Genomic DNA, 23,292 nt, shown 5'->3' with positions numbered 1-23,292 from the left:
CTCGCAATCGGCCGGATCAACCACTTCGGCGGCAACGCCTTGGTCGCCGGCACGACCGACCCCGAGCACCCCGTCGCGGTCGTCGTCAGACCACCGTCGAAGCTCACTCCGATCGATCCGGACCAAGACTGGTTCCGCGCACGCGGTGGAAACAACGCGTACCTCCCTTGGTGGGGACGTCGACACGACACCGACTACGGAATGCAAGGCTATTCGTGGTGATGCAAACCAGCGCGGCGGCACGTTGCGTGTCAACGAGATCGCCGCGTCGCAACAGGAGATTGAATGAAGCGATTCCGTGTATTTCCCGGCTTGGCCACGCTTATGGTGTTTCTGTTCACAACGGCCATGATGCGTTCAACACATGCCACATCTGCCCGGGAGCCTGTAGGAAATGCGGCGTCAGCAATTGAAGAGACGGCTAAGCCCTTCGTCGCGCAGGTGGTCGGCCTGATTTGGTTGAATCCGCTGCAACGCATGGACTATCCGACCGAATGGCAATTGTTGTGGACGCAAGGACTTGCCGCACCGAACAAGGATGATGACATGGTGCGCACGAAGCCCGAAAAGTTCTCGTCCCTCCGATCGATCGGGGCGCTCGTCTACGGAAACCGCGGAAAGGAGACGTTCAAAGGGTTCTATGCCAAGTACGTTGATGAAATGCTGTTGTTGATGCGATCGCGCTATGCCAGCAACGCGAAGTATTTCTATACGGTAAAGGCCGAGAACTCGGAGGACTGGCGCGAGCTGGCCGGTACGCGAGTCGAAGTTGCCGTTCCACCCCGACTCGATCCGGCCTTTGCCAAGTCGCGCATGGTCGATCGGATGATGAACTTCTTCGAGATTGGGCCGCCATCACCGAAGACGCTTTGGAGCCGCGATACGCCTCCGGACGTGCAAATCACCCAAGGCGGCGCAAACGCCGGCTTCACGTCGCTGAACAACGCGCTGGACTACTTGCAGGCGAACCCTGACAAGACCGTCTGGGCGATGAACTGGGACGCCCCGAACTTCCCGCCCACGGATGCGCAGATCAACGAAAACCTCGTCGTGCTTTTTCTCGCCGGCCCGAACTTCAACACCGAGCGCGAACCGCTCGCCTGGATCGGCAAGGCCGCAACCGGCAACACGCACGATTTTTCGCCGAAGGTCGGCACGACGCGAACGGTGCAGGCATGGAAAGCCACGATCGATGAAGCAGCACGCAATGCCGGCGTCGCGGTCACTGACCTGAATTACATCGTCCACGACGCAGGTGTACCCAGCGACGCAGCGTCGTTACGCGTTGTCTCGCTCGCGCGGACCTTGACCGAAACCCTCCCTGAATACGACCACACGAATCAGACCTTCAACACGGCCGCCCTGCTCGGCGACATGGGAACCGGCAGCGCATTGACCGATGTCGCACTCGCAATCGGCCGGATCAACCACTTCGGCGGCAACGCCTTGGTCGCCGGCACGACCGACCCCGAGCACCCCGTCGCCGTCGTCGTCAGACCACCGTCGGAGCTCACTCCGATCGATCCGGACCAAGACTGGTTCCGCGCACGCGGTGGAAACAACGCGTACCTCCCTTGGTGGGGGCGTCGACACGACACCGATTACGGCATGCAAGGCTATTCGTGGTGACGTAAGGCAGCGCTGTGGCGTGATTGCTTTGCTTGCGGATTCGCGACGTGTCGGAACGCGATCGACTGGACACATGACCGGTCGACAGTTCCAACGGGTCTGGCTTCGAGATGCCGCCAACCGCGACGCCGAACGGAAGCGGATTCAGCGGTTGGCCGTGTTGAGGTACACGCCACTCCCGCCCTCCGGCGCGACACGCGCGGAAGGGCGGGGCAGGACCCCGGCCGTCAAGCCGGCAATGCGAACCGCGTAACGGCGTCGCGCAGCGCTTCGGCCTGGTCGCGCAGCGAATGCGCGGCCGCCGCGGCTTCCTCGACGAGTGCCGCGTTCTGCTGCGTGACCTGATCCATCTCGCCTACCGCACGGTTGACCTGCTCGATGCCCGCGCTCTGCTCGCGCGATGCATGGCTGATCTCGTCGAGGATCTCGTTCACGCGCCGCACCGACTGCACGATCTCGGCCATCGTCTCGCCCGCGTTCGTGACGAGCGTCGCGCCGTGCTCGACGGTTTCGTTCGATGACTCGATGAGCGACTTGATCTCCTTCGCTGCCGTGGCCGAGCGTTGCGCGAGCGAGCGCACCTCGGCCGCGACCACCGCGAAGCCGCGGCCCTGTTCGCCCGCGCGCGCCGCTTCGACGGCCGCGTTCAGCGCGAGGATGTTGGTCTGGAACGCGATTCCGTCGATCACGCCGATGATGTCGCCGATCTTGTGCGAGCGGTCGGTGATCTCGTTCATCGTGCGCACGACATCGTCGACCACCTCGCTGCCGCGCGTCGCGACTTGCGCGGCCTGACCGGCGAGCGTGGCGGCCTGCGCGGCGCTGTCCGCGTTCTGCTTCACGTTCGCGGTCATCTGATCCATGCTCGACGCGGTCTGCACGAGCGCGGCCGCCTGTTCTTCGGTGCGCTGCGACAGGTCGGTGTTGCCCGACGCGATCTCGCTCGCGCCGACGTTGATGTTCTCCGTGCCCATCCGCACGCGCGACACCATGTCGATCAGTCCGCTCTGCATCGTGTGCAGCGCATGCAGCAGGCTGCCGCGGTCGTCATGCTTGACGTTCACGCGCGCGGTCAGGTCGCCCTGCGCGATGCGCCGCGCGGCGTCGAGCGCCACTTCGAGTTCGCCGCCGAGGTTCGCGCGCACGCTTTTCAGCACGAGCACCATCACGGCGGTCGCGATCGCGCCGAGCACGGCCGTCATCGCGAGCCAGCGGCCGACGCTCGCGAGCACGGCCGACCGCACGTCGTCCATGTACATGCCCGTCACGAGATACCAGTCCCACGGCGCGAAGCGCTGCACCGCACTGGTCTTGTCCTGCGGCTTGTCGGCACCCGGCTTCGGCCACAGATACTCGACGAAACCCTTGCCGCCTTCCATGTTGCCGGCCTTCACGATCTCGACGAACAGATGCTTGCCGCTCGGATCCGCGAAATTCGACACGTCCTTGCCGTTGAGCTCGCTCTTGATCGGATGCATCACGATCACCGGCTTCGAATCGTTGATCGAGATGTAGCCGTCGGTGCCGTAGCGCATCGCGGCGATCGCCTCGAGCGCCTTCTGCTTCGCGTCGGCCTCCGGCAATGCATTCTGTTGCGACAGCTTGTAGTAGTGGTCGGCGACGTTCGTCGCCTGCGCGACCAGCGACGCAAGCTGATCGCGGCGGTCCGTGATCATCGACGCGCGCGTCTGCCACGCGCCGATGCCGGCGATCACGAGCAGACCGAGCCACAGAATGACGATCATCGAGGCGAGTTTCTGATTCAGGGAAAGGGTGCGCATGGGTAGTGAGGTCGGTCGGTCGAACAGGCGCGCCGGAACGGCGTGACGGGATAACTCGTTGACGGCATGCAACGAACGTTGCCGTAGGCGGGAAATCCCTTAGAAACGGCAGCGGCCCGATACCGGTGAGCGCGGTGCGGGCATCTATGCATATACATATTCGGCGTCGCTATACTGTCGGGCGACGGCGCGCCGTGCCCGACGGTCGGGCGCACGGCGGCGAACGAACCTGAAAGGAGGCAACGATGCGAATTCTGGTGGTGGGGGCCGGCGCGGTCGGCGGATACTTCGGCGGCCGGCTCGCGGCGGCGGGGCGCGACGTGACGTTCCTGGTGCGCGACGGCCGCGCGGCCGCGCTCGCGCGCGACGGGCTCCTGATTCGCAGCCCGCGCGGCGACCTGACGCTCGCGAACGTGCAGACGGTGCGCGCGAGCGACACGGCCGGGCCGTTCGACCTGGTGCTGCTGAGCTGCAAGGCCTACAGCCTCGACGATGCGATTGCATCGTTCGCGCCATTCGTCGGGCCGTCGACGCTGATCGTGCCGATGCTCAACGGGATGCGCCACCTCGACGTGCTGCGCGAACGGTTCGGTGCCGCGCAGGTGCTTGGCGGCCTGTGCGTGATCGCGGCGACGCTCGATCGCGAACAGCGGGTCGTGCACCTGAACGACACGGCAGGGCTGTCGTTCGGCGAACTCGCCGGCGGCGAATCGGCGCGCGTGCGCGCGGTGGCCGACGTGCTCGGCGGCGCTGGCTTCGATGCGACGCTCAGCGACGACATCGCCGCGCGGATGTGGGACAAGTGGGTGTTCCTCGCGACGCTCGCGGCGAGCACGTCGCTGTTTCGCGGTTCGATCGGCGACATTCTGGCCGCGCCGGACGGCCGCCGCCTGCTCGAGACGATGCTCGACGAATGCAGCGCGATCGCCGCGCACAACGGTTACCGGCCCGATCCCGCCGCGGTCGAGCGGATGCAACGGATGGTGCTGACGCCGTCGCCGCTGACCGCGTCGATGCTGCGCGACGTCGAAAATCGCGCGCGGGTCGAAGCCGATCACGTGATCGGCGACCTGCTCGCGCGCCGCGACCCGCAGGCGGCGGATGCGTTGTCGCTGCTGCGGATCGCGTACAACCACCTCAAGACGTACGAGGTGCGCGTAGCGCGGGAAGGCGCGGCGGCGTAGCCGCGGCAGCGGCCGTGTCGTTTGTCAGGGCGAGTGCCGGAGCAGGTCCGATGGCGCGGGCGGATGCCGGCTAGACAGGATCCTTGCTTGGCGGTCCGTTGGGTTGCTGCGGATTGTCGTGAGGATGCCCCGGTGGCGGCGGTGACAGCGGATCGTCTTCCGGATCGCGGTTCGGGTCGGCCGGGGGCTCGGGCATCGGGGTCGTGTGGTCCATGGGGAACTCGCGCAAGGCGTGACGGCGGTGGCGCGGCGGGCGCGTCTCGTCTCCGTTATAGGCAATCGGGCGGCTGTTTGCCGGGGGATTCTCGCGGCGGCATGCGGATTGCCGGCGACAGGCGAGCCGCTGCAGGTATCGCGCCGGATCGCGCGCAAACAGCGCCACGATGCGGGTGCGGCCGGCGCGCGCCGGGGTCAGCGCAGATCGGCGGGCGTATCGACGTCGCGCAGGATGCCGGGATCGTCGACCTCGAGCAGGTTCACCGGCGCGCTGGCGAACAGCGCGCGGGCGCCCGTGTCGCCGTCCAGCGCGGCGAGCGCCTCGTAGTGGTGCGCGGCAAAGCCGACCGGATGGCCGCGCACGCCGCGGTGCACGGGGGCGACGATCGATGCGTCCTCGGCGTCGAGGGCGCGTGTGACCGCTTCGTAGGTGGATGCCGCGATCCACGGCATGTCGCCGAGCGCGACCAGCCAGCCGGGCGCGTCCGGCGAGGTGCGAACACCGGCTGCCAGGCTCGCGCCCATGCCGCGCATCGCGTCGGGCGCATAGACGACCTGGCAGCCGGCGTCGTTCAGCAAAATCGCGAGTTTTTCGGCGCCGGGACGCACGACGGCGATCACCTCGGCCGTGGCCGCCGCCAGATGACGGGCGGCGGCGACCGCAACCGGCGTGCCGTCGGGAAGCCGCGCGAGCAGCTTGCTGTGCAGACCGCTTGGGTCGAAGCGTTGACCGAGACCGCCGGCGAGCAGGACGCCGGTGGCGAGTGACGCATAGGACATCGGCGCGGGGGGAGGGAAGGCAGGTGGCCCGATTGTGCGGGAGCGGGCGGGGATCGGCAAGTGCGGATGTTACCGACGCGGGGGCGTTGTCGTCGGAAAGAATGTCGGCGGGCGCGTTCGTCGAGCATGGTTTCCTCGACGGGGCCGTTTATGGAGTGCGATTCTCGTTACATCACGGTTCAATCGCGGTCGCTGAACGGCCAATGCCGCTAGTCCGACGGGTAATACGTGAAGCGGGTGCGAGGTAAAGCGTCGATCGGTCATGGACGGCTTCGCGTGATCGCCGTCATCGGTTCCGTCAGACGAATCGTCTGTCGAGTGGCATGCGGATGTGTCGGTGTTGCGATTCGGCCGACGTGCCCATGACCGTCACCAAAGTGTCTTGACGTGCGCGTATGCACGGATCTTTTCGTCACGGGTGACGAGCGGCGCACCGAGCCGGCGCGCAGTCGTGACGATCATGCGGTCGGCTGGATCCTTGTGAAAAGTGCCGGGCAGCGCGGTGGACCTCGCGGCGATGTCGGCGTCGACCGGCACGAAGCGCATGCCGTCGATTTGCGCGACCGTCGCGAGCCACGCATCGACGTCCATCGTCAATGCGAGGCGCTCGTTGCGCACCAGCATCGCGATTTCCCATGCGGAGATCGCGGACGCAGCGAGTGCGCCCTCGCCGCGCGCGCGATCGATCGCGCTTCGCGCCTTCTTGCTGAGCGACGGATCGCCCGCCACCCACCACACCAATGCATGCGTATCCAGCACGATCACCGCGACGCCTCCCAGTCATCTTCCGCAATCGGATCGAGAGGATTGTCGTAGCGCATGACCGAGCCGCGCAATATGTCCAACGGCTGAGCCTCGCGCGCGTGATACGGCCGGATTTCGAGCGTTGGCTTGCCATGGTCGGTGACGATCAGGCTTTCGCCCGACGCCTCGACGAGCCGGAAGTATTCGAGTGCGCGAGCCTTGAATTCGGATTTCGATACGGGAGCGTGCGGCATCATGATATGAGCATGGTCATTTGACGATGGTCATTTTAGTTGTCGAGATGAAGTGGTGCAAGTAGCGTAGTCGGCCTTCCTGGCCGAGTGGGGCGGCGCTGGGCGAGTTGCCGCCCTACGCATCCGCCCATTTCCTCAACAGGTTGTGATAAATCCCCGTCAGGGAAATGACCATCGGATCCTTCGCGCCTTTTTCCGCGGAAAGCGCCTGAATCTGCGTATCGAGCTGAAACAGCAGCGTGCGGTCGCCATCGTCGCGCACCATGCTCTGGATCCAGAAGAACGACGCGACGCGCTCGCCGCGCGTGACCGGCGTGACGTGATGCAGGCTCGACGCCGGATACAGCACGAGATCGCCGGCCGGCAGCTTCGCGCGATGCACGCCGTACGTATCTTCGACGCACAGCTCGCCGCCGTCGTACGCGTCCGGTTCCTCCAGAAACAGCGTCGCCGACAGATCGCTCCGCACGCGGAAATCCGTGCCGCGCAGCAGCCGGATCGCGTTGTCGACGTGCGTGCCGAACGTCTCGCCGCCTTCATAGCGATTGAACAGCGGCGGAAACACCTTCAGCGGCAGCGCCGCCGAAAAGAACAGCGCATGCCGGGCCAGCGCATCCTGGATCGCATCGCCCGCCGCGCGCGCGACCGGCGAACCTTCCGGCAACTGCCGGTTGCGTTTCGCGAGCGCCGACTGCGCGCCGGATGTCGCGTTGCCGTCGACCCAGTCGGCGGCATCGAGCATCTCGCGGCATCGCGCGACCTGTGCCTTGGTCAACACGCCGGGGATATGAAGCATCATGATTCGGATTCCATGCCGTGAGACGGCAACTGCATCGCCGCCGCGCGCAACGCATCGAGCGGCGACGACGCGAGATAGGCGCGCATCTTCGCGACGAACGCGGGGGTAGCGGTGGCCGGCACGCGCGCGAGCCAGACGAGGGCTTCGTCGACGCGCCCGCGCTCGGCGAGCAGTCGCGCATGGTTGAACTGGCCGCGAAAGTCGCCGGCCTCGGCGGCGCGCCGATAGTGGTCGAACGCGGCGTCGGCATCGGCGGTCACGACCCAGCCGTCCTCGTAGAAGCCGCCGATCAGGTTGATCGATTTCGCATGGCCGAGCGCGGCCGCGCGGCGAAACCAGTCGAGCGCGGCGGCGCGATCCTCGTCGATGCCGTTGCCGAGCGCGAGCGCCGTCGCGTAGTTGTACATGCCCCAGTCGAGCCCGGCCTGCGCGGCGAGCCGATACCAGTACACGGCCACCGGCGCGCATGCCGCCGTCCCCCAGCCGAACTCGTAACAGCGGCCGAGCATGTTCATCGCCATCGGGTGACCGGCCCGCGCCGCGTGCCGGAACCAGCCGCATGCGGCGGCCGGATCGCGCGCGACGCCGTGCCCGTCGAGCAGGTACTGGCCGTAGACGGCCTGCGCGTCGACGATTCCGTTATCGGCGGCCGCCGCGACCCACGCGGCGGCGCGCTCGGGCGGCCCGGCCAGAATGTCGGCGAACGCGCGCGGCGACACTGACGCGAGCGCCTTCAGCGAGACGGTTTCCATCGATCAGTAGCGCGCGTTCAGCGTGACGAACGCCGAGCGGCCCGGCGCGATCGACGCATAGTGCGCCGGATACGCCTGATCGAAGTACGTGCGGTTGAACAAGTTGTTCACGTTCAGCTGCAGGTCGAGCTTCTTGTTGATCCGGTATTGCGCCATCGCGTCGAAGCGCCAGTACGACGGCACCGCACGCAGGTTCGCGGGATCGCCGAACACTTCCGACATGTAGAACGCGCCGCCGCCGACGGTGAACTTCGGCGTCACGTCGTAGTTCGACCACATCGTCAGGCTGTGCTTCGGCGTATTCGGGAAGCGGTTGCCGTCGTTCGCTGCATCCTTGCCGTTGTCGCGCAGCTCGCTCTTCATGTACGTATAGCCGCCGAACACCTGCCACTGCTTCGTGATCTGCCCGGCGACGCCGAGTTCGAGACCCTGCACGCGCTTGTTGCCGACCATCGCGTACTGGTTGTTCGGCAGCGTCACGCGCGCATTCGTCGTGTCGATCTGGAACAGCGCGGCGGTCAGCGACAGCTTGTCGTTCAGCACGTTCCACTTGGTGCCGAGTTCGATGCTGCGGTTCTTCTCGGGGGCCATTTGATCGGCGTTCGGGCCGACGCCGCCGCGGCCCGGCGTGAGCGACTGCGTTTCGCTGCCTTCGCCGAGCAGCATGCCGGCCGGCGTCGACGACGTCGCATACGACGCGTAGATGCTGCCGTTCCGCGCGGGCTTGAACACGAGGCCGGCCTGCCAGTTGAAGAGCGTGTCGTCGCGCGTGTAGGTCTTGCTGCCGTTGGCCTTGGTGTCGGTGAAGCGGGTCGAGTAATCGTCGACGCGCACGCCGGCGTTCACCTGCCAGCGCGGCGTGAGCTCGATCGTGTCGAAGCCGTAGATCGACTTGGTCGTGGTGCGTGCATGCGCATAGTCGTTGTTGCGCGTGACGGAGCCGGCCCACGGATCGTTCGGATCAGGCGACCACAGGCTCGTGCAGTTGTAGCCGGACGGCGCGCCGATGCCCTTCTGGCAGATGGTGCCCTTGTCGGTCGCGACCGTGTACGAATCGCGCTTGCCCCATTCGCGCGTCAGCTCGATGCCGGTCGTGAAGCTGTGCTTGAACGGGCCGGTGCGGAATTCGCCGAACAGTTCGGTCAGGTTCGCGAGGCTGTTGATCGAGCTGTCGCGATTGTTGTTGCGGCGCCAGACACGGCCGTTGACCACGTTGCCCTGGCTGTCGTCGGGCTGCGTCCAGATGTAGTCCTGCGTCGATTCCGTGTAGCGCGTGGTGTTGCGCACCGTCAGATTCGACGTGATGTCGTGCTCGATCTTGATCGTGCTGATGTCCGAGGTGGTCTTGCGGAAGTCGCGGTCGATCAGGCCGTAGAAGTTGTGGCGGTCGACCGGCGCCGGATAGATCGTGTCGACGTTCGCGGGCTTGTTCGACGTCGTGTAGAAGTACGGAATGCCGCCGTCGGGCATGTCGTCGGTCGACAGGTGGTAGTAGCTCGCGGTCACGCGCGTCGGCGTGCCGAGGCCGAACGCGATCGACGGCGCGACGCCCCAGCGCTCGTTGTTGACGGCGTCGCGGCCGGCGACGTCGTTGTTGTGGCTCATCAGGTTCAGGCGGAACGCGGCGTGATCGGCGAACTGCCAGTTGCCGTCGGCGGTGAAGCGGCGGTAGCGGTCGGTGCCGAGGCCCGCGCTCGCGGCGGCCGTCGTGCCGAGGTGCGGCGCCTTCGTGATCAGGTTGATGCTGCCGCCCGCGCCGCCGCGGCCGCCGTACGCGCCGTCGGAGCCCTTGGTGATCTCGACGCGTTCCGTGTTGAAGATCTCGCGCGTGGTCGCGCCCGTGTCGCGCATCCCGTCGACGAACATGCTGCCCTGCGTGTCGTAGCCGCGGATGAACGGGCGGTCGCCGAGCGGGTTGCCGCCTTCGCCGGCGCCGAACGTGATGCCGGGCACGGTGCGCAGCGCTTCGGTCAGCGTCGCCGCGCCGCTGTTCCGGATCAGTTCCTGCGGGATCACGGTCACCGACTTCGGCGTGTCGACGAGCGGCGCGGTGAATTTCGCGGATGCGGAAAAGTCGGCCTTGTAGCTGTGCTCGGCCTTGCCCTGGACCTCGATCGGCGCGAGATGGCCTTCGGTGCTGACCGGGGCGGATGGCGGCGTGCCGTCGGCGAACGCCGGGCTCGCGGCGAGTACGCTGCACAGGGTGGTGAATTTGCCGAGCTTCTGCTCGTCAGGACGGGACTTCATGGTGCGCTTCGACCTCGCAGTATGGCCCCGGGAACGACGCGCTACGGAAATGTACATGCCGCCCGGAATTATTACGATTTGTTTTCAGGCGGCATTCTATGTAATTTCTTTTTAAATGAGAAGCGTTCTTGTTCGCATTTGTGAGGAGAATGTTGACGAATGTGGCGGAGGGCTGCCGAGCGCGTGGGGGCCGCGGCGATGGCCGAATGGCCGAGTGGGAAAGGCGTGTCGGGCGATTTACAGTGATCGGGTCTTCACTCGTCCAAAATGACAGCAAGGTGATAATATGACTGCATTGAAAGCAAATGTAGTGAGGCGCATCATGCCTGTGATCACTGTTAGAAACCTGCCCGACGAGGTGCATCGCGCGCTTCGAATCCGTGCTGCACAACATGGCCGCAGTACCGAGGCCGAGGTGCGCGATATCCTCGAGCAGGCCGTTCGGCCCGGCGGACGTCCCAGGCTGGGAACGCTGCTGGCGGAGATCGGGAGAGAGGCCGGCGGCATCGATTTCGAGGTTCAGCGCGATCGATCGCCAACCGATCCGATGAGCTTCGAATGATTCTGGTCGATACCAACGTCATTTCGGAGCCGCTGCGACGCGAACCGAGCGCGGCCGTGATCGAATGGCTCGACGCGCAAAACGTCGAGACGCTGTTTCTTGCCGCGATCAGTCTGGCCGAGATGCGATTCGGCGTGGCCGCGTTGCCGGAGGGGCGCAGGCGAGACTGGCTGCACCAAAACATCGAGCAACGCGTCGTGCCGTTGTTTCGCGGGCGGATTCTGCCGTTCGACGATGCGGCCAGTGACGCATATGCGAGCCTACGCGCGAAGGCGCGCGCCCTGGGGCACACGATGGCGCCTGCCGATGGCTTCGTCGCTGCCACCGCCGCAGCCAACGGGTTGATCGTGGCTACGCGCGACGTCGCACCGTTCGAAGCAGCGGGCCTGCGCGTGATCGATCCGTGGGCTCGCTAACTTCCGGCCGGTCGCCTCGATATCACCCGCGCCGAAAATGAAAACGCGCTGTGCAAGGCGGCGCGTCGTGCGTTGCTTCGGCGCGCGGCGCTCGATCTTCAGCAATCTCGAGTCTGGCCGCGCGACACTGGATGCGGGTCAATCGATTCCGTGAAACACCGCATCCTCCGGCCCGAGGTACGCCGGCGGGCGCCATGTCGCATCGCGCATCGAATGCTGGACGAGATTCTCGACGCCGAGCAGCACCGCGAAGATCGCCATCCGCACCGGAATGCCGTTGTCGGTCTGCCGGAAGATCGCGAGTCGCGGATCGCGGTTCAAGTCGACCGACAGGTCGTTCGCGCCGGGCCGGCTGTCGCGCGGCAGCGGGTGCATGATCAGCGTGTCAGGCTTGCAGACGGAGTCGACGAGCGCCTGGTTGATCTGGAAATCCGGCGTATAGCCCTCGAACGACTCGTCGGTGAAGCGCTCCTTCTGGATCCGCGTCGCATAGACGACGTCCGCACCGCGCAGCCCGCCCGCGAGGTCGTTCGTCTGCTCGATCACGTGGCCGTTCGTCGCAATCTGGTCGATGATGTACGCGGGCATTTCGAGCGTCGGCGGCGACACGAGCGTGAACTTCAGCCCGCGGTACAGCGCGAGCAGCTTGACGAGCGAATGCACGGTACGGCCGTATTTCAGGTCGCCGACGAGCGCGATATGCGCGCCGTCGACGATTTTGCCGAGCCGCGAGAACTCGCGCTGGATCGTATAGAGATCGAGGAGTGCCTGGCTCGGGTGCTCGCCCGGGCCGTCGCCGCCGTTGATCACCGGCAGGTTGGTCGCGCGCGCGAATTCGGCTACCGAGCCTTTCTCCGGGTGGCGGATCACGAGTGCGTCGACGTAGCCGGCCATCACGCGGCTCGTGTCGTAGATCGATTCGCCCTTGGCCATCGACGAGAACGTGAAACCGGTCGTGTCGCACACCGAGCCGCCGAGCCGGCAGAAGGCCGCGCCGAACGACACGCGCGTGCGCGTGCTGGCTTCGAAGAACAGGTTGCCGAGCACCGCGCCCTCGAGCACGCGCGAGATCTTGTGGCGGCGCGCGATCGGCTGCATCACGTCGGCGACGCGGAACAGCGCCTCGACCGAGTCGCGCGAGAACTGGTCCACCGAGATCAACTGCGGCTTGCCTTCGAACAGGAATTGCTTTGCGAGCTCCTGTTTGTCTACGCTTTGCGTATAGTCTCCGCCGTCCGGTGCCGAGCGCTCGACGATTTCCGACACGAAGCGTTCGACGATCTCGGGCATCCCGCGCGATTCCTGCGAGTCGTCGGGCAACAGCCACGTGTCGAGCGCGCGGCGGCTCACGCCGATGCGGTTCGCGAACGCTTCGCGGGTCATGTTGAGGCGGCGCATCGCGTCGCGCAGGAAGGCTTGCTGGGGAACGGTCATCGGCGGCACCTGATGGGAATATACGCGGTGCGTATATTAGTTCGCGCGCCGACGAAGTCAAGGAAAATCTGTGCGACCGGCCGTGTCGTGCGCGGGCACTGGCGCGGTCGGCACTGGCGCACGGCGGCCGTCTCCGTATAATCAGGTCAGGCCCCGTGTCCTGCACGCCGCAGGGCACCACGCCGCATACGATTCGCCCGGTCGGGCATGTTGACTCGAAGGAGAATGAGCATGACGCGTACGATTGCTGCAGTGCTGCTGGTGGTGACCGCCGCGCTCGCCGGTTGCAATACCGTTGCAGGCATGGGGCAGGACATTTCGAAGGGTGGCCAGGCAATCAGCGATACGGCTGAGAAGGCCAAATAAGCTGCCGGGTTCCGGAATGCAGAAGGCGCCGGGCCGTCCCGCGATTGCGGGGCGGCCCGGCGCCTTTTTCACGGTGCGTGGTGCGCGGTGTGCGGTATCAGGCGGTTTCCACGAACGCGTAACGGCCCTCGACTTTGCGCGGCGTGAACCAGCCGAAGTCGGGGAACAGCCGGTTGCGGACGAACCAGACGTAGCCGACCAGGATGACCGTCACCCCGAGGGTCGGCAGCGCGGCCGACGGATCGCGGCCGAGATCGGCGATGGTCTTCGGTACCTGCAGCAGCGACAGAATGATGAACGCGTGATATGCGCCGACGCGATGGGTCGCGAAGCCCCAGATGAACAGCAGCGACAGCGGCACCGTCAGTGCGAGGAACAGCGCCGCGGCGCCGACGCTGAGTGTGTCCACCAGGATGAGATAGGCGAGTGCGACGCTGATCACCAACTGCGCGATGCCGAGCCCGATCAGGACCCGCGTATGCACCTTGTTCTTCCTGCACAGCTCGGGGTCGGGGCGCGACGCGATCAGGCGCGCGAGCACGCGATCCTTGAGGCCCTGTCCGGCCAGCTCGGCCAGCACGTCGGCTTTCCTCGCACCCGCGGACAGCAGCGCCGCGATTCTTGTCTTGGCTTCCTTCTTGTTCATGATGATGCGAATTATTGTTCGGTGGTTGTCAGATGGCCCGGCCACGCGAATATTGCATCTTGTGCGACGGTGCGCAACGATTTTGCCGCGGGCGGACACATTCCTACAGTCGCCGCGCACGCGGATCAATCGGTAGCAGTCGACGTGGATGCCGCTGGCCGCGCTGGCGACCTCGACCGTGCGCCCGTTGCGCGTGCCGGCGGCTCGCGCCGCCGCGTCGCGCCCACCAGCATTCCCGCGACGACGAGCGCGATGCCGAGGAGTCGCGTGCCGCCCAGGGTCTCGCCGAACAGCGCGACCGCGAACAGCACGGCCGAGACCGGCGCAACCGCCGTGAACAGCGCGGCTTCGGTGCCGCTCGTGCGCGCCGAACCCGCATACCAGCACAGATAGCCGAGCACGGTCGGCACCAGCGCGTAGTACACGATCGCCGACACCGCGCCGACGTTCCAGTTTGTCGCCAGCGCGTGCCATTCGAACGCGGCCGGCACCAGTGCGAGCACGAAGCCGAGGCCCGACATCGCCGTCGACAGCGTGAGCGGCGGCAACGGCGCCGACAGCCGCCGGTTGAGCAGGATGAACACGGCCTCGCATGCGACGGCGGCCAGCACCAGCGCGTCGCCGGCGAGCGTCCGGAGCGACGGCATGGCCTGGCCGGGCGCGAACGTGACCAACACCACGCCGGCGGTGGCGAGCGCGGCCGCGCTCCAGTCGCGCCGCGTCTGCCGCTCGCGCAGCACGACCGCCGCGATCAGCGTCGACATCGCCGGCAGCGTGCCGAGCATCACGCCCGCATCGACCGGCGACGACAGCTTCGTGCCGCTGATCAGCAGCACCGTATAGCCGACCCCGCCCGCCGCAGCCTGCACGACCAGCAGCACGGCGTCGCATGCGGAGAGCCGCGGCCATCGCAGCCGCTGCGCCCGCATCAGCGCGAACAGCAGCGGGGTTGCGATCAGGAAGCGCAGCGCGGTGGCGGCGAACGGCGGCAGGCCTCCGGCCGCGAGGCGGCTCGCGATGACGGTGCTGCCGACGCCCGCCATCGCGGCGGCGAGATAGAGATAGCCGATCAGTCGTGTTTTCATGTGCCGCATGGTCGCGTGCGGCGGCGCGGGCGTCTTGAACGAAATTGCAGCGGCGCCGGCGAGCGGAGCGGGTGAACGGAAGGGTATTGCGCTCGGTGTCACCGGATGACCGGTGGCGCCGCCATCAAGCGCCATCGTTGGTGCTGAACGGCGGCGATCGGCGACGTCGCGCCACGGCGGCGGCCGTGCCGGGACCGCGACGTCAGTCAGCCGGCCTGCGTGAATCGGCCCGGCGTGATCCCGAACTGGCGTGCGAACGCGCGCGTCAGATGGCTCTGGTCGGCAAAACCGGCTTCGGCCGCGGCATCCGCGATTGGCCGGCCGCTCGCGAGCAGTGCCCGCGCCAGCCGTGTGCGCGACTGCACCAGATACGCGTGCGGCGTGATGCCGAGTTCGCGCGCGAACCCGCGCAGCAACTGGAAGCGGCTCACGCCGCTCAGGCCGGCGAGCTCGGCCAGCGAGACGGGTGCGGCGGGCGCCGCATCGAGCCGCTCGCGGGCCACGCGGATCGCCGGCGCGACGCCGGCGGCCGGCAGCGCCCGGTTCGAATGCCGCGCAAGCAGCCCGGCGACCAGTGTCACGAGCGCCTCGTCGCGGGCGAGCGGCACGGTATCTCCTGCGACGATTCGAGCATGCAACCGGCCGAACGCGGCCGCGAGCCGCGCGTCGCGCACGGCCGGATGCGCGAGCTCGACGCCGCCGACGCCTTCTTCTGCCGCGACGCCCGCGACCAGCGCCGGCGCGAGGTACAGCATCCGCCAGCGCCGGGCCGTGCCCGTCCCGATCGGCATGCCGTCGTGCATCTCGCCCGGATTGACCATGATCGCGTCGCCGGCCAGCGCATCGACCTGCCCGCGGCCGCTCCAGGACCGGTGCGCGCCGCTGACGATCACGCCGACCCCGAATTCGTCGTGCGCGTGCCGCGGAAACGTGCGGTCGGACTCGAGGCTGATCGCCTCGATGCCTTCATCGGTCCGTCGGTAATGGGTGACACGGTGCATGGCGGCTCCTCGCGCCGGCCGCGGCGCGGATCACGTGCACTGTAGCGCGTTCCGGTGCCGCGCGCCCTTCATCCTTTTGGCCGATACCGTGCGGCGCGTGCAGCCCGCACCATGTGCACATGAGCAGCGTACACGGCCCGCCGGGCCTGAAGCTGCGCGGGAGACGGCAGATGGAACGACAGGATCCGGTATTCATTCAGGTTGGCGCGCTCGCGGACGGCTTTGCGCCGGACGCGAACATCCTCACGCCCGTGAACGCGCTCGTCGGGCGGTCCCTGGCCCTTGGCGACGCAACGGGCGCATGGCGCGTCTATACGTTCGAGGCGGGTGCGCTGCAATGGCGCGATGCGGCGACCGACACGGGCGGCCGTGCGCCGTGCCGCGTCACGCGGCTGCGCGACGACCTGTACTTCGTCGACTATATCGATCCGGTGGCGCGCGCGACGTCTGTCAGCCTCGTGATCGACGTCGGCCGCGGCGCGTGGACGTCGGTGATCGGCACGCTGCCGACCGAGGCCGACACGCATGTCGACGCGTTCACGCGCGTTTCGCGCGGGTTGCCGCTGACTGGCGTCGACGCGGCATTCCGGCACGGCACGCTCGGCGGCCATGCGCAGCCGGGCCCGCTGCATGGGCCCACGCGCGAACTGATCGGCAAGCGGACGATGTATCGCTACAGCCCGACCGAATGCTACGAGCACATCTACCTGAACGAGAACTTCTACGCATGGCAGTGCCTGCAGGGCGTAGAAGGCGGGCTGGCGGACGTGGATCGCTGCCATTACTTCAGGATTGCCGATGAACTGTATCTGTTCGTGTGGCGCGAAAAGGTGGTGCCGACGCTCGGCGTCGTGCTGATCGATCTCGCGCAACGCAAGACGGACGGCAAGATCTTCGGCTATCAGGGCGGCGACTTCGGCACGTTGTCGAACTTCCCGATCGGCGCGCATGCGCAGGTGCTGAACGAAACCGTACATCCGCTCGGCGGCGAGGCGCAATGATGAGCGCCGTGCCGGGCAGCGCCCGCCTGCGTGCGGATTTCAGCGGACGCGTCGTGCTGGTCACGGGCGCCGCGCAGGGGATCGGCGCGGCAATCGCGCGCCGTTTCGCGGAATCCGATGCGTTCGTCGCGCTCGCCGATCTCAACGGCGATGCCGCCGCCGCGCAGGTGGACGCCCTTGCCAGTGCGGGCGGCGACGCGCGCGCATATCGCGTCGACGCCGCGAGCCGCGACGAACTCGGCGCGCTCGTCGCGACGGTCGAGCGCGACGGCGGCCGGCTCGACGTCGTCGTTCACAACGCCGCGTACTTCCCGCTGACCCCGTTTGCGCAGATCGACGAGCCGATGCTCGAGCGCACGCTGTCGGTCAACCTGTCGGCGCTGTTCTGGCTCGCGCAGGCCGCGCTGCCGGCGTTCGAGCGTGCGGGAGCGGGGCGGCTGCTCGTCACGTCGTCGGTGACCGGGCCGCGCGTCGTCTATCCGGGGCTCGCGCACTACGCGGCGTCGAAGGCCGGCGTGAACGGCTTCATCCGCGCGGCGGCGCTCGAACTCGCGCGTCGCAACGTGACGGTCAACGGCGTCGAGCCGGGGATGATCCGCACGCCGGCCGCCGGCAATCTCGGCGACGCGTCGGTCGCCGCGCAGATCGCGCGCGACATTCCGCTCGCGCGGATGGGCGAGCCGGAGGACATCGCGAACGCGATGCTGTTTCTCGCGTCGGCCGATGCGGCGTACATCACCGGGCAGACGATCGTCGTCGACGGCGGCGCGACGCTGCCGGAGAGCGGGGCCGTGCTGGGCGACGGGTAAGCGGAGCGTGCGCGATCGTGCGATCGCGGCCGTCGAATGTGCCGGCCGCGGTGTCGTCGGCCAAGCCGCGCACCGTCGCGCCTACAGCCAGCCGTTGCGGATGAACTCCACGATCGAGTATCGGCGGGGTTCGAGTTCGTGCTGCCGGACGGTCTCGACGATCCGCGACACGCCGTCCGCGTAAGGCGACGCGCCGTACACGCGCGATTCGAACTGCAGGCTGCATGCGCCATCCTCGATGCGGATCCGGTGGAACGCATGGCGGCCGAGTTGATCGTCGGGAATCTGCAGGGCGTCGCGCTGTTCGTCGGGGTCGCGCACGGAGCGGATGTCCGGCGCCGGCACGCCGAGCGACTGACCGATGCCGACCGCGGTGCCCGGCACGGACGTCTTGCTGGCCTGGTGCGACTCCGTCACGCTGATGCGGCAGTCGCGAAACAGATGACCGCTGGTTTCCAGCATGCTCATGAACTTCAGCATCAGGATGTTCGTATTCGGACAAAGCACGACGGGAAAGTCGTGCGATCCGGTTTCGAGCTCGGAGCCGGTGGACAGCTCGACGAGCGGCGAGCCCGTTGCGCGGCAGAATTCGATCGCGGCAGGCAGCTCGCGGCCGGATCCGGCGTGCACGACGATCGAACGCGTCTCGGTGCGTGCGGGGTCCGACCAGGCCGTCACGCGACAGGTTGCGGGGTCGAGCCGGTGCGAGCCGAGCAGTTCGGTTGCCAGCTTGCCGGTGCCAACGACGAGTACTTGCATGGGATAGACGGGTTGAGGTTCGGGTTTCGTTACGGAAACGACGCGGGCCGTTCAAGGGCCCGGCGCGATCACGGGGCACCGCGCGGCGCACCGTGTTCGCGCATTATGCCCGGCCGTCCGCTGTCCGCCGTCCACCGTCCACCGCCCACCGTCCACCGTCCACCGTCCACCGCCTAACGCCTACCTCCTGCCGTCCACCGTCATGCGCGGTGCGCGCCTTCACGGCTGCGGATCAACCGAGCGGCTGCGTTGGCGGTGACGCATTTATCGCCGTGCGCACGCGGCATGAACGGCGCTACGCTGTCGAAACGGTGGCCACGCGCGTCCGTGTCGGTACCGGCATCGCCCCGAACCACGTATCATCCAACCCCCTCGACCCAGGAGAGCACATCGATGGAACACGACCTGAAAGGCAAGGCAGTCGCGATCACCGGCGGATTCGGCCATCTCGGCGTCGCCACGGCCGCCTGGCTCGGCCAGCGCGGCGCGCGCGTCGCGCTGATCGGCCGCGGCGCGGCGCCGGACGCGCAGGCGTTGCCCGGCGTGCCGGCCGATGCGCTGCGCATCGGCGGCATCGACCTCGTCGATCCGCAGGCGGCTGCGCGCGCCCTTGAAGCGGTGAATCGCGAATTCGGCCGGGTCGACGCGCTGCTGAACATCGCGGGCGCGTTCGTCTGGCAGACGATCGCCGACGGCGACGCGGCCACGTGGGACCGCATGTACGAACTGAACGTGAAGACGGCATTGAACGCGTCGAAGGCCGCGCTGCCGTATCTGGTGACGAGCCCGGCTGGCCGCATCGTCAACATCGGCGCGGGCGCGGCGTTCAAGGCGGGCGCCGGGATGGGCGCCTATGCAGCCGCGAAGGCGGGCGTCGCGCGGCTCACCGAGGCGCTGGCGGCGGAACTGCTCGATCGCGGCGTGACCGTGAACGCGCTGCTGCCGAGCATCATCGACACGCCGCCGAACCGTGCGGACATGCCGGATGCGGATTTCACGCGCTGGGTCCGGCCCGAACAGCTGGCGGCGACGATCGGGTTCCTGCTGTCGCCCGACGCGCAGGCGATCACCGGCGCATCGATTCCGGTGAGCGGTCGCGTGGCGTAGTCGCGAGCGGGTTATCGCATTCGAGTGCGGCGTCGGGGCATGCGAAATCGCGCACGCGAGATTTCCGCGATCGTCGCGATTTCGATCAGATCCGGCCGTCGCCCTGGACCCCGGCCATCGAGAGGGCGCCGAATGGCGCCCGGCGTTCCGGCGGATTCACGGCTTCGGCCGTGGCGCGACTCCTGTCCGTGAGGTGGATGCGCGGTTGCGCCCGGTGCGTGCCTGCATGCCGCCGACCATCACCGTATACTGGGCGTTCCACACCATATGACTGAAGCCGTGATCAAGCCTGCCTCCGCGGATACGCTCGCCGACGATCCGCGTCCGACCCCGCCCGAACAACCCGAACTGGAAGACTGCTGCAACAGCGGCTGCTCGCCGTGCGTGTTCGACCTGTACGACGAAGCGCTGGCGCGCTATCGCGTCGAGCTGGCCGAATGGGAAGCACGGCACGCGCAATTCAAGCATCACCAGTGAGCCCGCCGCCGGCAAGCGGGCGCGCATGCTGCGATTCGCTGCCGGGGCGGGCTTCCCTGGCCGGCGTCGTCACGCGATGGTGCGCCCCCGCCGATGCAGCGGCCCCAATGCGGCCGACAACGCGACGCACGCCAGCAGCACGGCCGCCAGCGCCCACATCGCCGTCCTGAACCCCTGCACGTAGTCGAGCGCACGCGGCTGCACGCCGAGCCGCGCGAAGAACAGCCCGCCCAGCGTCGCGGCGCCGACGGCCGCGCCGATCTGCAGCATCGCGGTGACCATGCCGGATGCGACCCCGGCGCGCGCCGCGTCGACTTCCGCGAGCACGATCCGCACGACCGACGGCAGCACGAGGCCTTGCCCGATGCCGATCGCCGCGATGCCTGCGTAAAAGCCCGGGCCGGGCGCATGATCGCCGGCCAGCGCGGCGGCGGTCGCGACACCGGCCGCGAGCATCGCGAAGCCGAGCGTGAGCACGCGATAGCCGCCGAACCGCGCGACGAGACGCGGCATCAGCAGCGGGCTCGCGAGGAAGCCGATGCCGAGCGGCAGGATCGCGAGCCCCGACGCGAGCGGCGACCAGTTCAGGCAGCCCTGCAGATAGATGCCGTAGCTCAGGAAGAACGCGCTCAGCATGTAGAACAGGAATGCGAGCGTGAGCCCGAGCGCGACGACCGGATTGCGCAGCAGGCGCACGTCGAGCAGCGGGTCGCGGCCGCCGGCGAGCCGGCGCGCTTCGACCGCCAGCAGCGCGCCGAGCATCGGCAGCGCACCGACGACGCACGCGATCATCCACAGCGGCCAGCCCGCCTCGCGTCCGTGCGTGAGCGGATAGACGAGCATCAGCAGGAACAGCGACAGCAGCACCGTGCCGGGCACGTCGATGCGCTGGCCGCGCGGCGGCCGGCTTTCCGGGATGAAGCGCCAGCTGCCGAGCAGCGCGAGGATGCCGATCGGCACGTTGACCAGGAAGATCGCGCGCCAGCCGAGCCCGAACGGATGCAGGTCGATCAGCGCGCCGCCGCCGAGCTGGCCGATCACGGCCGCGAGGCCGAACACGAAACCGTAGAAGCCCATCACGCGCACCTGCTCCTGCGGGCTGAACACGCTGCGGATCGTCGCGAGCACCTGCGGCGCGAGGATCGCGGCGAACAGGCCCTGCAGCACGCGGCCGCCGACCAGCACCGCGCCGCTGCCGGCGAGCCCGCACAGCGCCGACGCGACGACGAATCCGGCCATCCCGATCATGAACATCCGCTTGCGGCCGTACAGGTCGCCGAGACGCCCGCCGGTGATCTGCACGACCGCGTTCGCGCACGCGTAGGCCGACACGACGAGCTGCAGCTCGGCCGGCCGCGCGCCGATGCCGTCGCGGATGGCCGGCAGCGCGAGATTCACGATGAAGTAGTCGAGCGGCGGCAGAATGGCGCCGACCAGCAGGACCACGAGCGCCCAGCCGTGATGGCTGCGCGGCGGTGCCGCGGCAGCCGCGCCGGCCGGCGCGCAACGGGCGAGGGTGTTGTCGGTCATGAAAGGAAATCCGGAAGAATGGTGGCCGCAACGCATGCCGAATCCCGTGGAAACGGGTTCGGCGGGACGTTGAACCGATATTCTGCGGACCGCCGATGAATCGGAAAAGCGGGAATTGGTGGTAGCATCCATCGGGTTATTCGATGGATGGAGGGTGCGATGCGCGGTTTCGACCTGGATCAGTTACGCACGTTCGCGGCGGTGGCGGATGCGGGCAGCCTTACGGCGGCCGCGCCGCTGCTGCATCTGTCACAGTCGACGGTCAGCGAGCAGGTGCGCAAGCTCGAGTCGCGCGCCGGCGTGCCGCTGTTCGTGCGCAGCAAGCGCGGCGTCGAGCCGACGCCGGCCGGCGCGCGCCTGCTGCAGCATGCGCGGCGCATCGTCGCGCTGAACGAGGCCGCGTTCGACGAAGTGCGCGGACAGGCGATCAAGGGCGAATTGCGCGTCGCGATCACCGACTACTACCGGACGCATGAAGTCGCGGGCCTGCTCGCGCGGTTGCGGGAGTGCTACCCGCAACTGAGCCTGCACGTGAGCGCGATGAAGAGCGCGGAGATCGAAGCTGCCCATGCGCGCGGGCAGATCGATCTTGGCGTCGTGATGAACCTGTCGAGCGGCCCGTTCCGGCCCGCGTCGGCCGATACGCGCTGGATGCTGCGGCGCGAGCCGCTGTCGTGGGTCACGTCGCCCGCGCTCGCCGAGCAGTTGCCCGAGCCGTTGCCGCTCGTGCTGCTGCCGGACGACTGCATGATGCATCAGATCGCGGTGCGCTCGCTCGACGAGCAGCACGCGCCGTACGTGCTCGTGCACAGCGCGTCGGGCGTCGCGGGGCTGCAGTCGATGCTGGCGGCGGGGCTCGGCGTCGGCTGCCTGTGCGCGTCGGCGATCGGCGAGGGCCTCGTGCGGCTCGGCGCGAAATACCGGCTGCCGACGCTGCCCGACGCGGTGTTCTCGCTGACGCCGCCGATGCCGGGCGAGCGCGAGACGGTCACGCAGGCGCGCGAGGTGCTGTCGCGGCAGTTGCTGATGTAAAGCGTGAAGCACGCATGCGCGTCGGCGCAGCGGCACGTATTCGACGGGAGTCGGTACCGATGAAAATATCGAGAGATTTCGGGATCGTCGTTCGACGCGCGGCGCTGGTCGAGAAAGACGTCGACCTGTCCGCGCTCATGCGCGAATTCAATTTCGCCGACTGTTTCGACGAGTCGGACCGGCTGGTGTCGCTCGGCCCGTTCTTCGGCGGCGACGCCGCCGATGCGTGCATGAGGTCGCTCGAACGGCGCGGGCTGGTCTACTTCGACGATTTCTTCATCGTCGAGCAAACGTATCCCGGCTGGTGCGAGCTGGAAGCGTTCTGAACGTTGCGTAGCAGGGGGCGATACGCATGAACGACGAACTGAAAAGCGAGATGGCCGCGCGGTTGGCGCACGCGCTCGAGCGGGTGATCGACGAGCGCTCGCTGATCCGTTTCCTGCGCGTGCTCGGCCATGACTGGCACAAGGAGCGCCAGCTCGAGGCCGACTTGCCGCCGGCGCCGTATGCGGCCGCCGCGCTCGGCTGGGAAAACCGCTCGATCGGCGAGTACCTGGAGGCGATGGTCGACTGGGCCGAGGCGTCCGAGGAGGGGCTGCGCTGCTACGACCTGCCCGACAACCCGTGGCGGCGCATGGCCGACATCCTGTTCGCCGGCAAGATCCACGAATAGCGCGCGCC

Annotated in this window: 25 protein-coding genes and 1 pseudogene; 13 read left to right on the top strand and 13 right to left on the bottom strand. The window is 67.6% G+C overall.

The window, feature by feature from the left end; all coding sequences use genetic code 11:
* Together DIE02_RS35835 and DIE02_RS31600 are read left to right on the top strand one after the other, a co-directional pair.
* Positions 1-222: pseudogene (locus DIE02_RS35835) on the top strand (virulence factor); the annotation flags it as partial.
* A 63-nt stretch (positions 223-285) separates the two neighbouring features.
* Positions 286-1,629: a virulence factor gene (locus DIE02_RS31600; RefSeq protein WP_124489076.1), complete on the top strand. Its 1,344-nt coding sequence runs from the start codon at positions 286-288 to the stop codon at positions 1,627-1,629.
* Between the two features lie 227 nt (positions 1,630-1,856).
* Here DIE02_RS31600 and DIE02_RS31595 read toward each other — a convergent pair whose 3' ends face one another.
* Entirely contained in the window at positions 1,857-3,410 is a 1,554-nt protein-coding gene (locus tag DIE02_RS31595) for a methyl-accepting chemotaxis protein (protein ID WP_124489075.1), read from the bottom strand.
* A 245-nt stretch (positions 3,411-3,655) separates the two neighbouring features.
* On the opposite strand from DIE02_RS31595, the gene panE reads away from it, so the two are divergent.
* A complete protein-coding gene (gene panE / locus DIE02_RS31590) occupies positions 3,656-4,594 on the top strand; it encodes a 2-dehydropantoate 2-reductase (protein ID WP_124489074.1) in 939 nt (312 codons plus the stop codon).
* A 411-nt stretch (positions 4,595-5,005) separates the two neighbouring features.
* Here the strand turns inward: panE and DIE02_RS31585 are convergent, their stop codons facing one another.
* The 6 genes from DIE02_RS31585 to DIE02_RS31560 all read right to left on the bottom strand — a co-directional run bounded on the left by DIE02_RS31585 (position 5,006) and on the right by DIE02_RS31560 (position 10,386).
* Complete coding sequence (locus tag DIE02_RS31585; RefSeq protein WP_124489082.1) at positions 5,006-5,590, bottom strand: NTP transferase domain-containing protein; 585 nt, start codon at positions 5,588-5,590, stop codon at positions 5,006-5,008.
* A 369-nt stretch (positions 5,591-5,959) separates the two neighbouring features.
* On the bottom strand, positions 5,960-6,355 hold the full coding sequence (locus DIE02_RS31580) for a type II toxin-antitoxin system VapC family toxin (RefSeq protein ID WP_124489073.1): 396 nt from the start codon (positions 6,353-6,355) through the stop codon (positions 5,960-5,962).
* Positions 6,352-6,591 carry a type II toxin-antitoxin system Phd/YefM family antitoxin gene (locus tag DIE02_RS31575; protein WP_011659184.1) on the bottom strand — a complete coding sequence of 80 codons (240 nt, stop codon included), beginning with the start codon at positions 6,589-6,591 and terminating at the stop codon, positions 6,352-6,354. The genes DIE02_RS31580 and DIE02_RS31575 overlap by 4 nt, the downstream gene beginning before the upstream one ends.
* Positions 6,592-6,703: 112 nt before the next feature.
* Entirely contained in the window at positions 6,704-7,387 is a 684-nt protein-coding gene (locus DIE02_RS31570) for a Fe2+-dependent dioxygenase (protein WP_124489072.1), read from the bottom strand.
* Positions 7,384-8,139, bottom strand: a complete 756-nt coding sequence (locus tag DIE02_RS31565; RefSeq protein WP_124489071.1) for a tetratricopeptide repeat protein — start codon at positions 8,137-8,139, stop codon at positions 7,384-7,386. Before DIE02_RS31565 ends, DIE02_RS31570 begins: the two co-directional genes overlap by 4 nt.
* Positions 8,140-8,142: 3 nt before the next feature.
* A complete protein-coding gene (locus DIE02_RS31560; protein WP_124489070.1) occupies positions 8,143-10,386 on the bottom strand; it encodes a TonB-dependent siderophore receptor in 2,244 nt (747 codons plus the stop codon).
* 322 nt (positions 10,387-10,708) lie between these two features.
* Here DIE02_RS31560 and DIE02_RS31555 point away from each other — a divergent pair, with 322 nt between their 5' ends.
* Positions 10,709-10,948 (top strand): FitA-like ribbon-helix-helix domain-containing protein, encoded by a 240-nt coding sequence (locus tag DIE02_RS31555; RefSeq protein WP_124489081.1) that lies wholly within the window; start codon positions 10,709-10,711, stop codon positions 10,946-10,948.
* Complete coding sequence (locus DIE02_RS31550; RefSeq protein WP_124489069.1) at positions 10,945-11,364, top strand: type II toxin-antitoxin system VapC family toxin; 420 nt, start codon at positions 10,945-10,947, stop codon at positions 11,362-11,364. The genes DIE02_RS31555 and DIE02_RS31550 overlap by 4 nt, the downstream gene beginning before the upstream one ends.
* Positions 11,365-11,502: 138 nt before the next feature.
* Here the strand turns inward: DIE02_RS31550 and DIE02_RS31545 are convergent, their stop codons facing one another.
* A complete protein-coding gene (locus tag DIE02_RS31545) occupies positions 11,503-12,798 on the bottom strand; it encodes an aspartate carbamoyltransferase (protein WP_044846652.1) in 1,296 nt (431 codons plus the stop codon).
* Positions 12,799-13,029: 231 nt separating this feature from the next.
* Here DIE02_RS31545 and DIE02_RS31540 point away from each other — a divergent pair, with 231 nt between their 5' ends.
* Positions 13,030-13,164: an entericidin A/B family lipoprotein gene (locus tag DIE02_RS31540; RefSeq protein WP_059449563.1), complete on the top strand. Its 135-nt coding sequence runs from the start codon at positions 13,030-13,032 to the stop codon at positions 13,162-13,164.
* Positions 13,165-13,261: 97 nt separating this feature from the next.
* Here the strand turns inward: DIE02_RS31540 and DIE02_RS31535 are convergent, their stop codons facing one another.
* From DIE02_RS31535 to DIE02_RS31525, 3 genes are all read right to left on the bottom strand, one after another.
* The gene (locus tag DIE02_RS31535; RefSeq protein ID WP_124489068.1) at positions 13,262-13,810 is read right to left on the bottom strand and encodes a permease; all 549 of its coding nucleotides are present in this window, start codon (positions 13,808-13,810) and stop codon (positions 13,262-13,264) included.
* 125 nt (positions 13,811-13,935) lie between these two features.
* Entirely contained in the window at positions 13,936-14,895 is a 960-nt protein-coding gene (locus DIE02_RS31530; protein ID WP_124489067.1) for a DMT family transporter, read from the bottom strand.
* Between the two features lie 206 nt (positions 14,896-15,101).
* Positions 15,102-15,896: an AraC family transcriptional regulator gene (locus tag DIE02_RS31525; RefSeq protein WP_124489066.1), complete on the bottom strand. Its 795-nt coding sequence runs from the start codon at positions 15,894-15,896 to the stop codon at positions 15,102-15,104.
* A gap of 170 nt (positions 15,897-16,066) precedes the next feature.
* Between DIE02_RS31525 and DIE02_RS31520 the strand changes: the two genes are divergently transcribed.
* Together DIE02_RS31520 and DIE02_RS31515 are read left to right on the top strand one after the other, a co-directional pair.
* Positions 16,067-16,897: a molybdenum cofactor biosynthesis F family protein gene (locus DIE02_RS31520; protein WP_124489065.1), complete on the top strand. Its 831-nt coding sequence runs from the start codon at positions 16,067-16,069 to the stop codon at positions 16,895-16,897.
* Positions 16,897-17,706 (top strand): SDR family oxidoreductase, encoded by an 810-nt coding sequence (locus DIE02_RS31515; RefSeq protein WP_124489080.1) that lies wholly within the window; start codon positions 16,897-16,899, stop codon positions 17,704-17,706. The genes DIE02_RS31520 and DIE02_RS31515 overlap by 1 nt, the downstream gene beginning before the upstream one ends.
* Before the next feature lie 81 nt (positions 17,707-17,787).
* Here DIE02_RS31515 and DIE02_RS31510 read toward each other — a convergent pair whose 3' ends face one another.
* On the bottom strand, positions 17,788-18,465 hold the full coding sequence (locus DIE02_RS31510) for a dihydrodipicolinate reductase C-terminal domain-containing protein (RefSeq protein ID WP_124489064.1): 678 nt from the start codon (positions 18,463-18,465) through the stop codon (positions 17,788-17,790).
* A gap of 393 nt (positions 18,466-18,858) precedes the next feature.
* Between DIE02_RS31510 and DIE02_RS31505 the strand changes: the two genes are divergently transcribed.
* A complete protein-coding gene (locus tag DIE02_RS31505; RefSeq protein WP_124489063.1) occupies positions 18,859-19,572 on the top strand; it encodes an SDR family NAD(P)-dependent oxidoreductase in 714 nt (237 codons plus the stop codon).
* A 267-nt stretch (positions 19,573-19,839) separates the two neighbouring features.
* A complete protein-coding gene (locus tag DIE02_RS31500) occupies positions 19,840-20,049 on the top strand; it encodes an oxidoreductase-like domain-containing protein (RefSeq protein ID WP_124489062.1) in 210 nt (69 codons plus the stop codon).
* Positions 20,050-20,118: 69 nt separating this feature from the next.
* Here DIE02_RS31500 and DIE02_RS31495 read toward each other — a convergent pair whose 3' ends face one another.
* Positions 20,119-21,579 carry an MFS transporter gene (locus DIE02_RS31495; RefSeq protein WP_124489061.1) on the bottom strand — a complete coding sequence of 487 codons (1,461 nt, stop codon included), beginning with the start codon at positions 21,577-21,579 and terminating at the stop codon, positions 20,119-20,121.
* Between the two features lie 159 nt (positions 21,580-21,738).
* Here DIE02_RS31495 and DIE02_RS31490 point away from each other — a divergent pair, with 159 nt between their 5' ends.
* The 3 genes from DIE02_RS31490 to DIE02_RS31480 are packed head-to-tail and all read left to right on the top strand — an operon-like array spanning position 21,739 to position 23,284.
* Positions 21,739-22,611, top strand: coding sequence for a LysR family transcriptional regulator (locus DIE02_RS31490; protein ID WP_124489060.1), 873 nt, complete (start codon positions 21,739-21,741; stop codon positions 22,609-22,611).
* A gap of 59 nt (positions 22,612-22,670) precedes the next feature.
* Positions 22,671-22,937 (top strand): hypothetical protein, encoded by a 267-nt coding sequence (locus tag DIE02_RS31485; protein ID WP_124489059.1) that lies wholly within the window; start codon positions 22,671-22,673, stop codon positions 22,935-22,937.
* 26 nt (positions 22,938-22,963) lie between these two features.
* Positions 22,964-23,284, top strand: a complete 321-nt coding sequence (locus tag DIE02_RS31480; protein ID WP_124489058.1) for a hypothetical protein — start codon at positions 22,964-22,966, stop codon at positions 23,282-23,284.
* Positions 23,285-23,292 lie beyond the last annotated feature (8 nt).

This window comes from Burkholderia sp. Bp8991 (assembly GCF_003853795.1).
Classification (GTDB): Bacteria; Pseudomonadota; Gammaproteobacteria; order Burkholderiales; family Burkholderiaceae; genus Burkholderia.
This window is presented reverse-complemented; position numbering and strand designations above follow the sequence as displayed.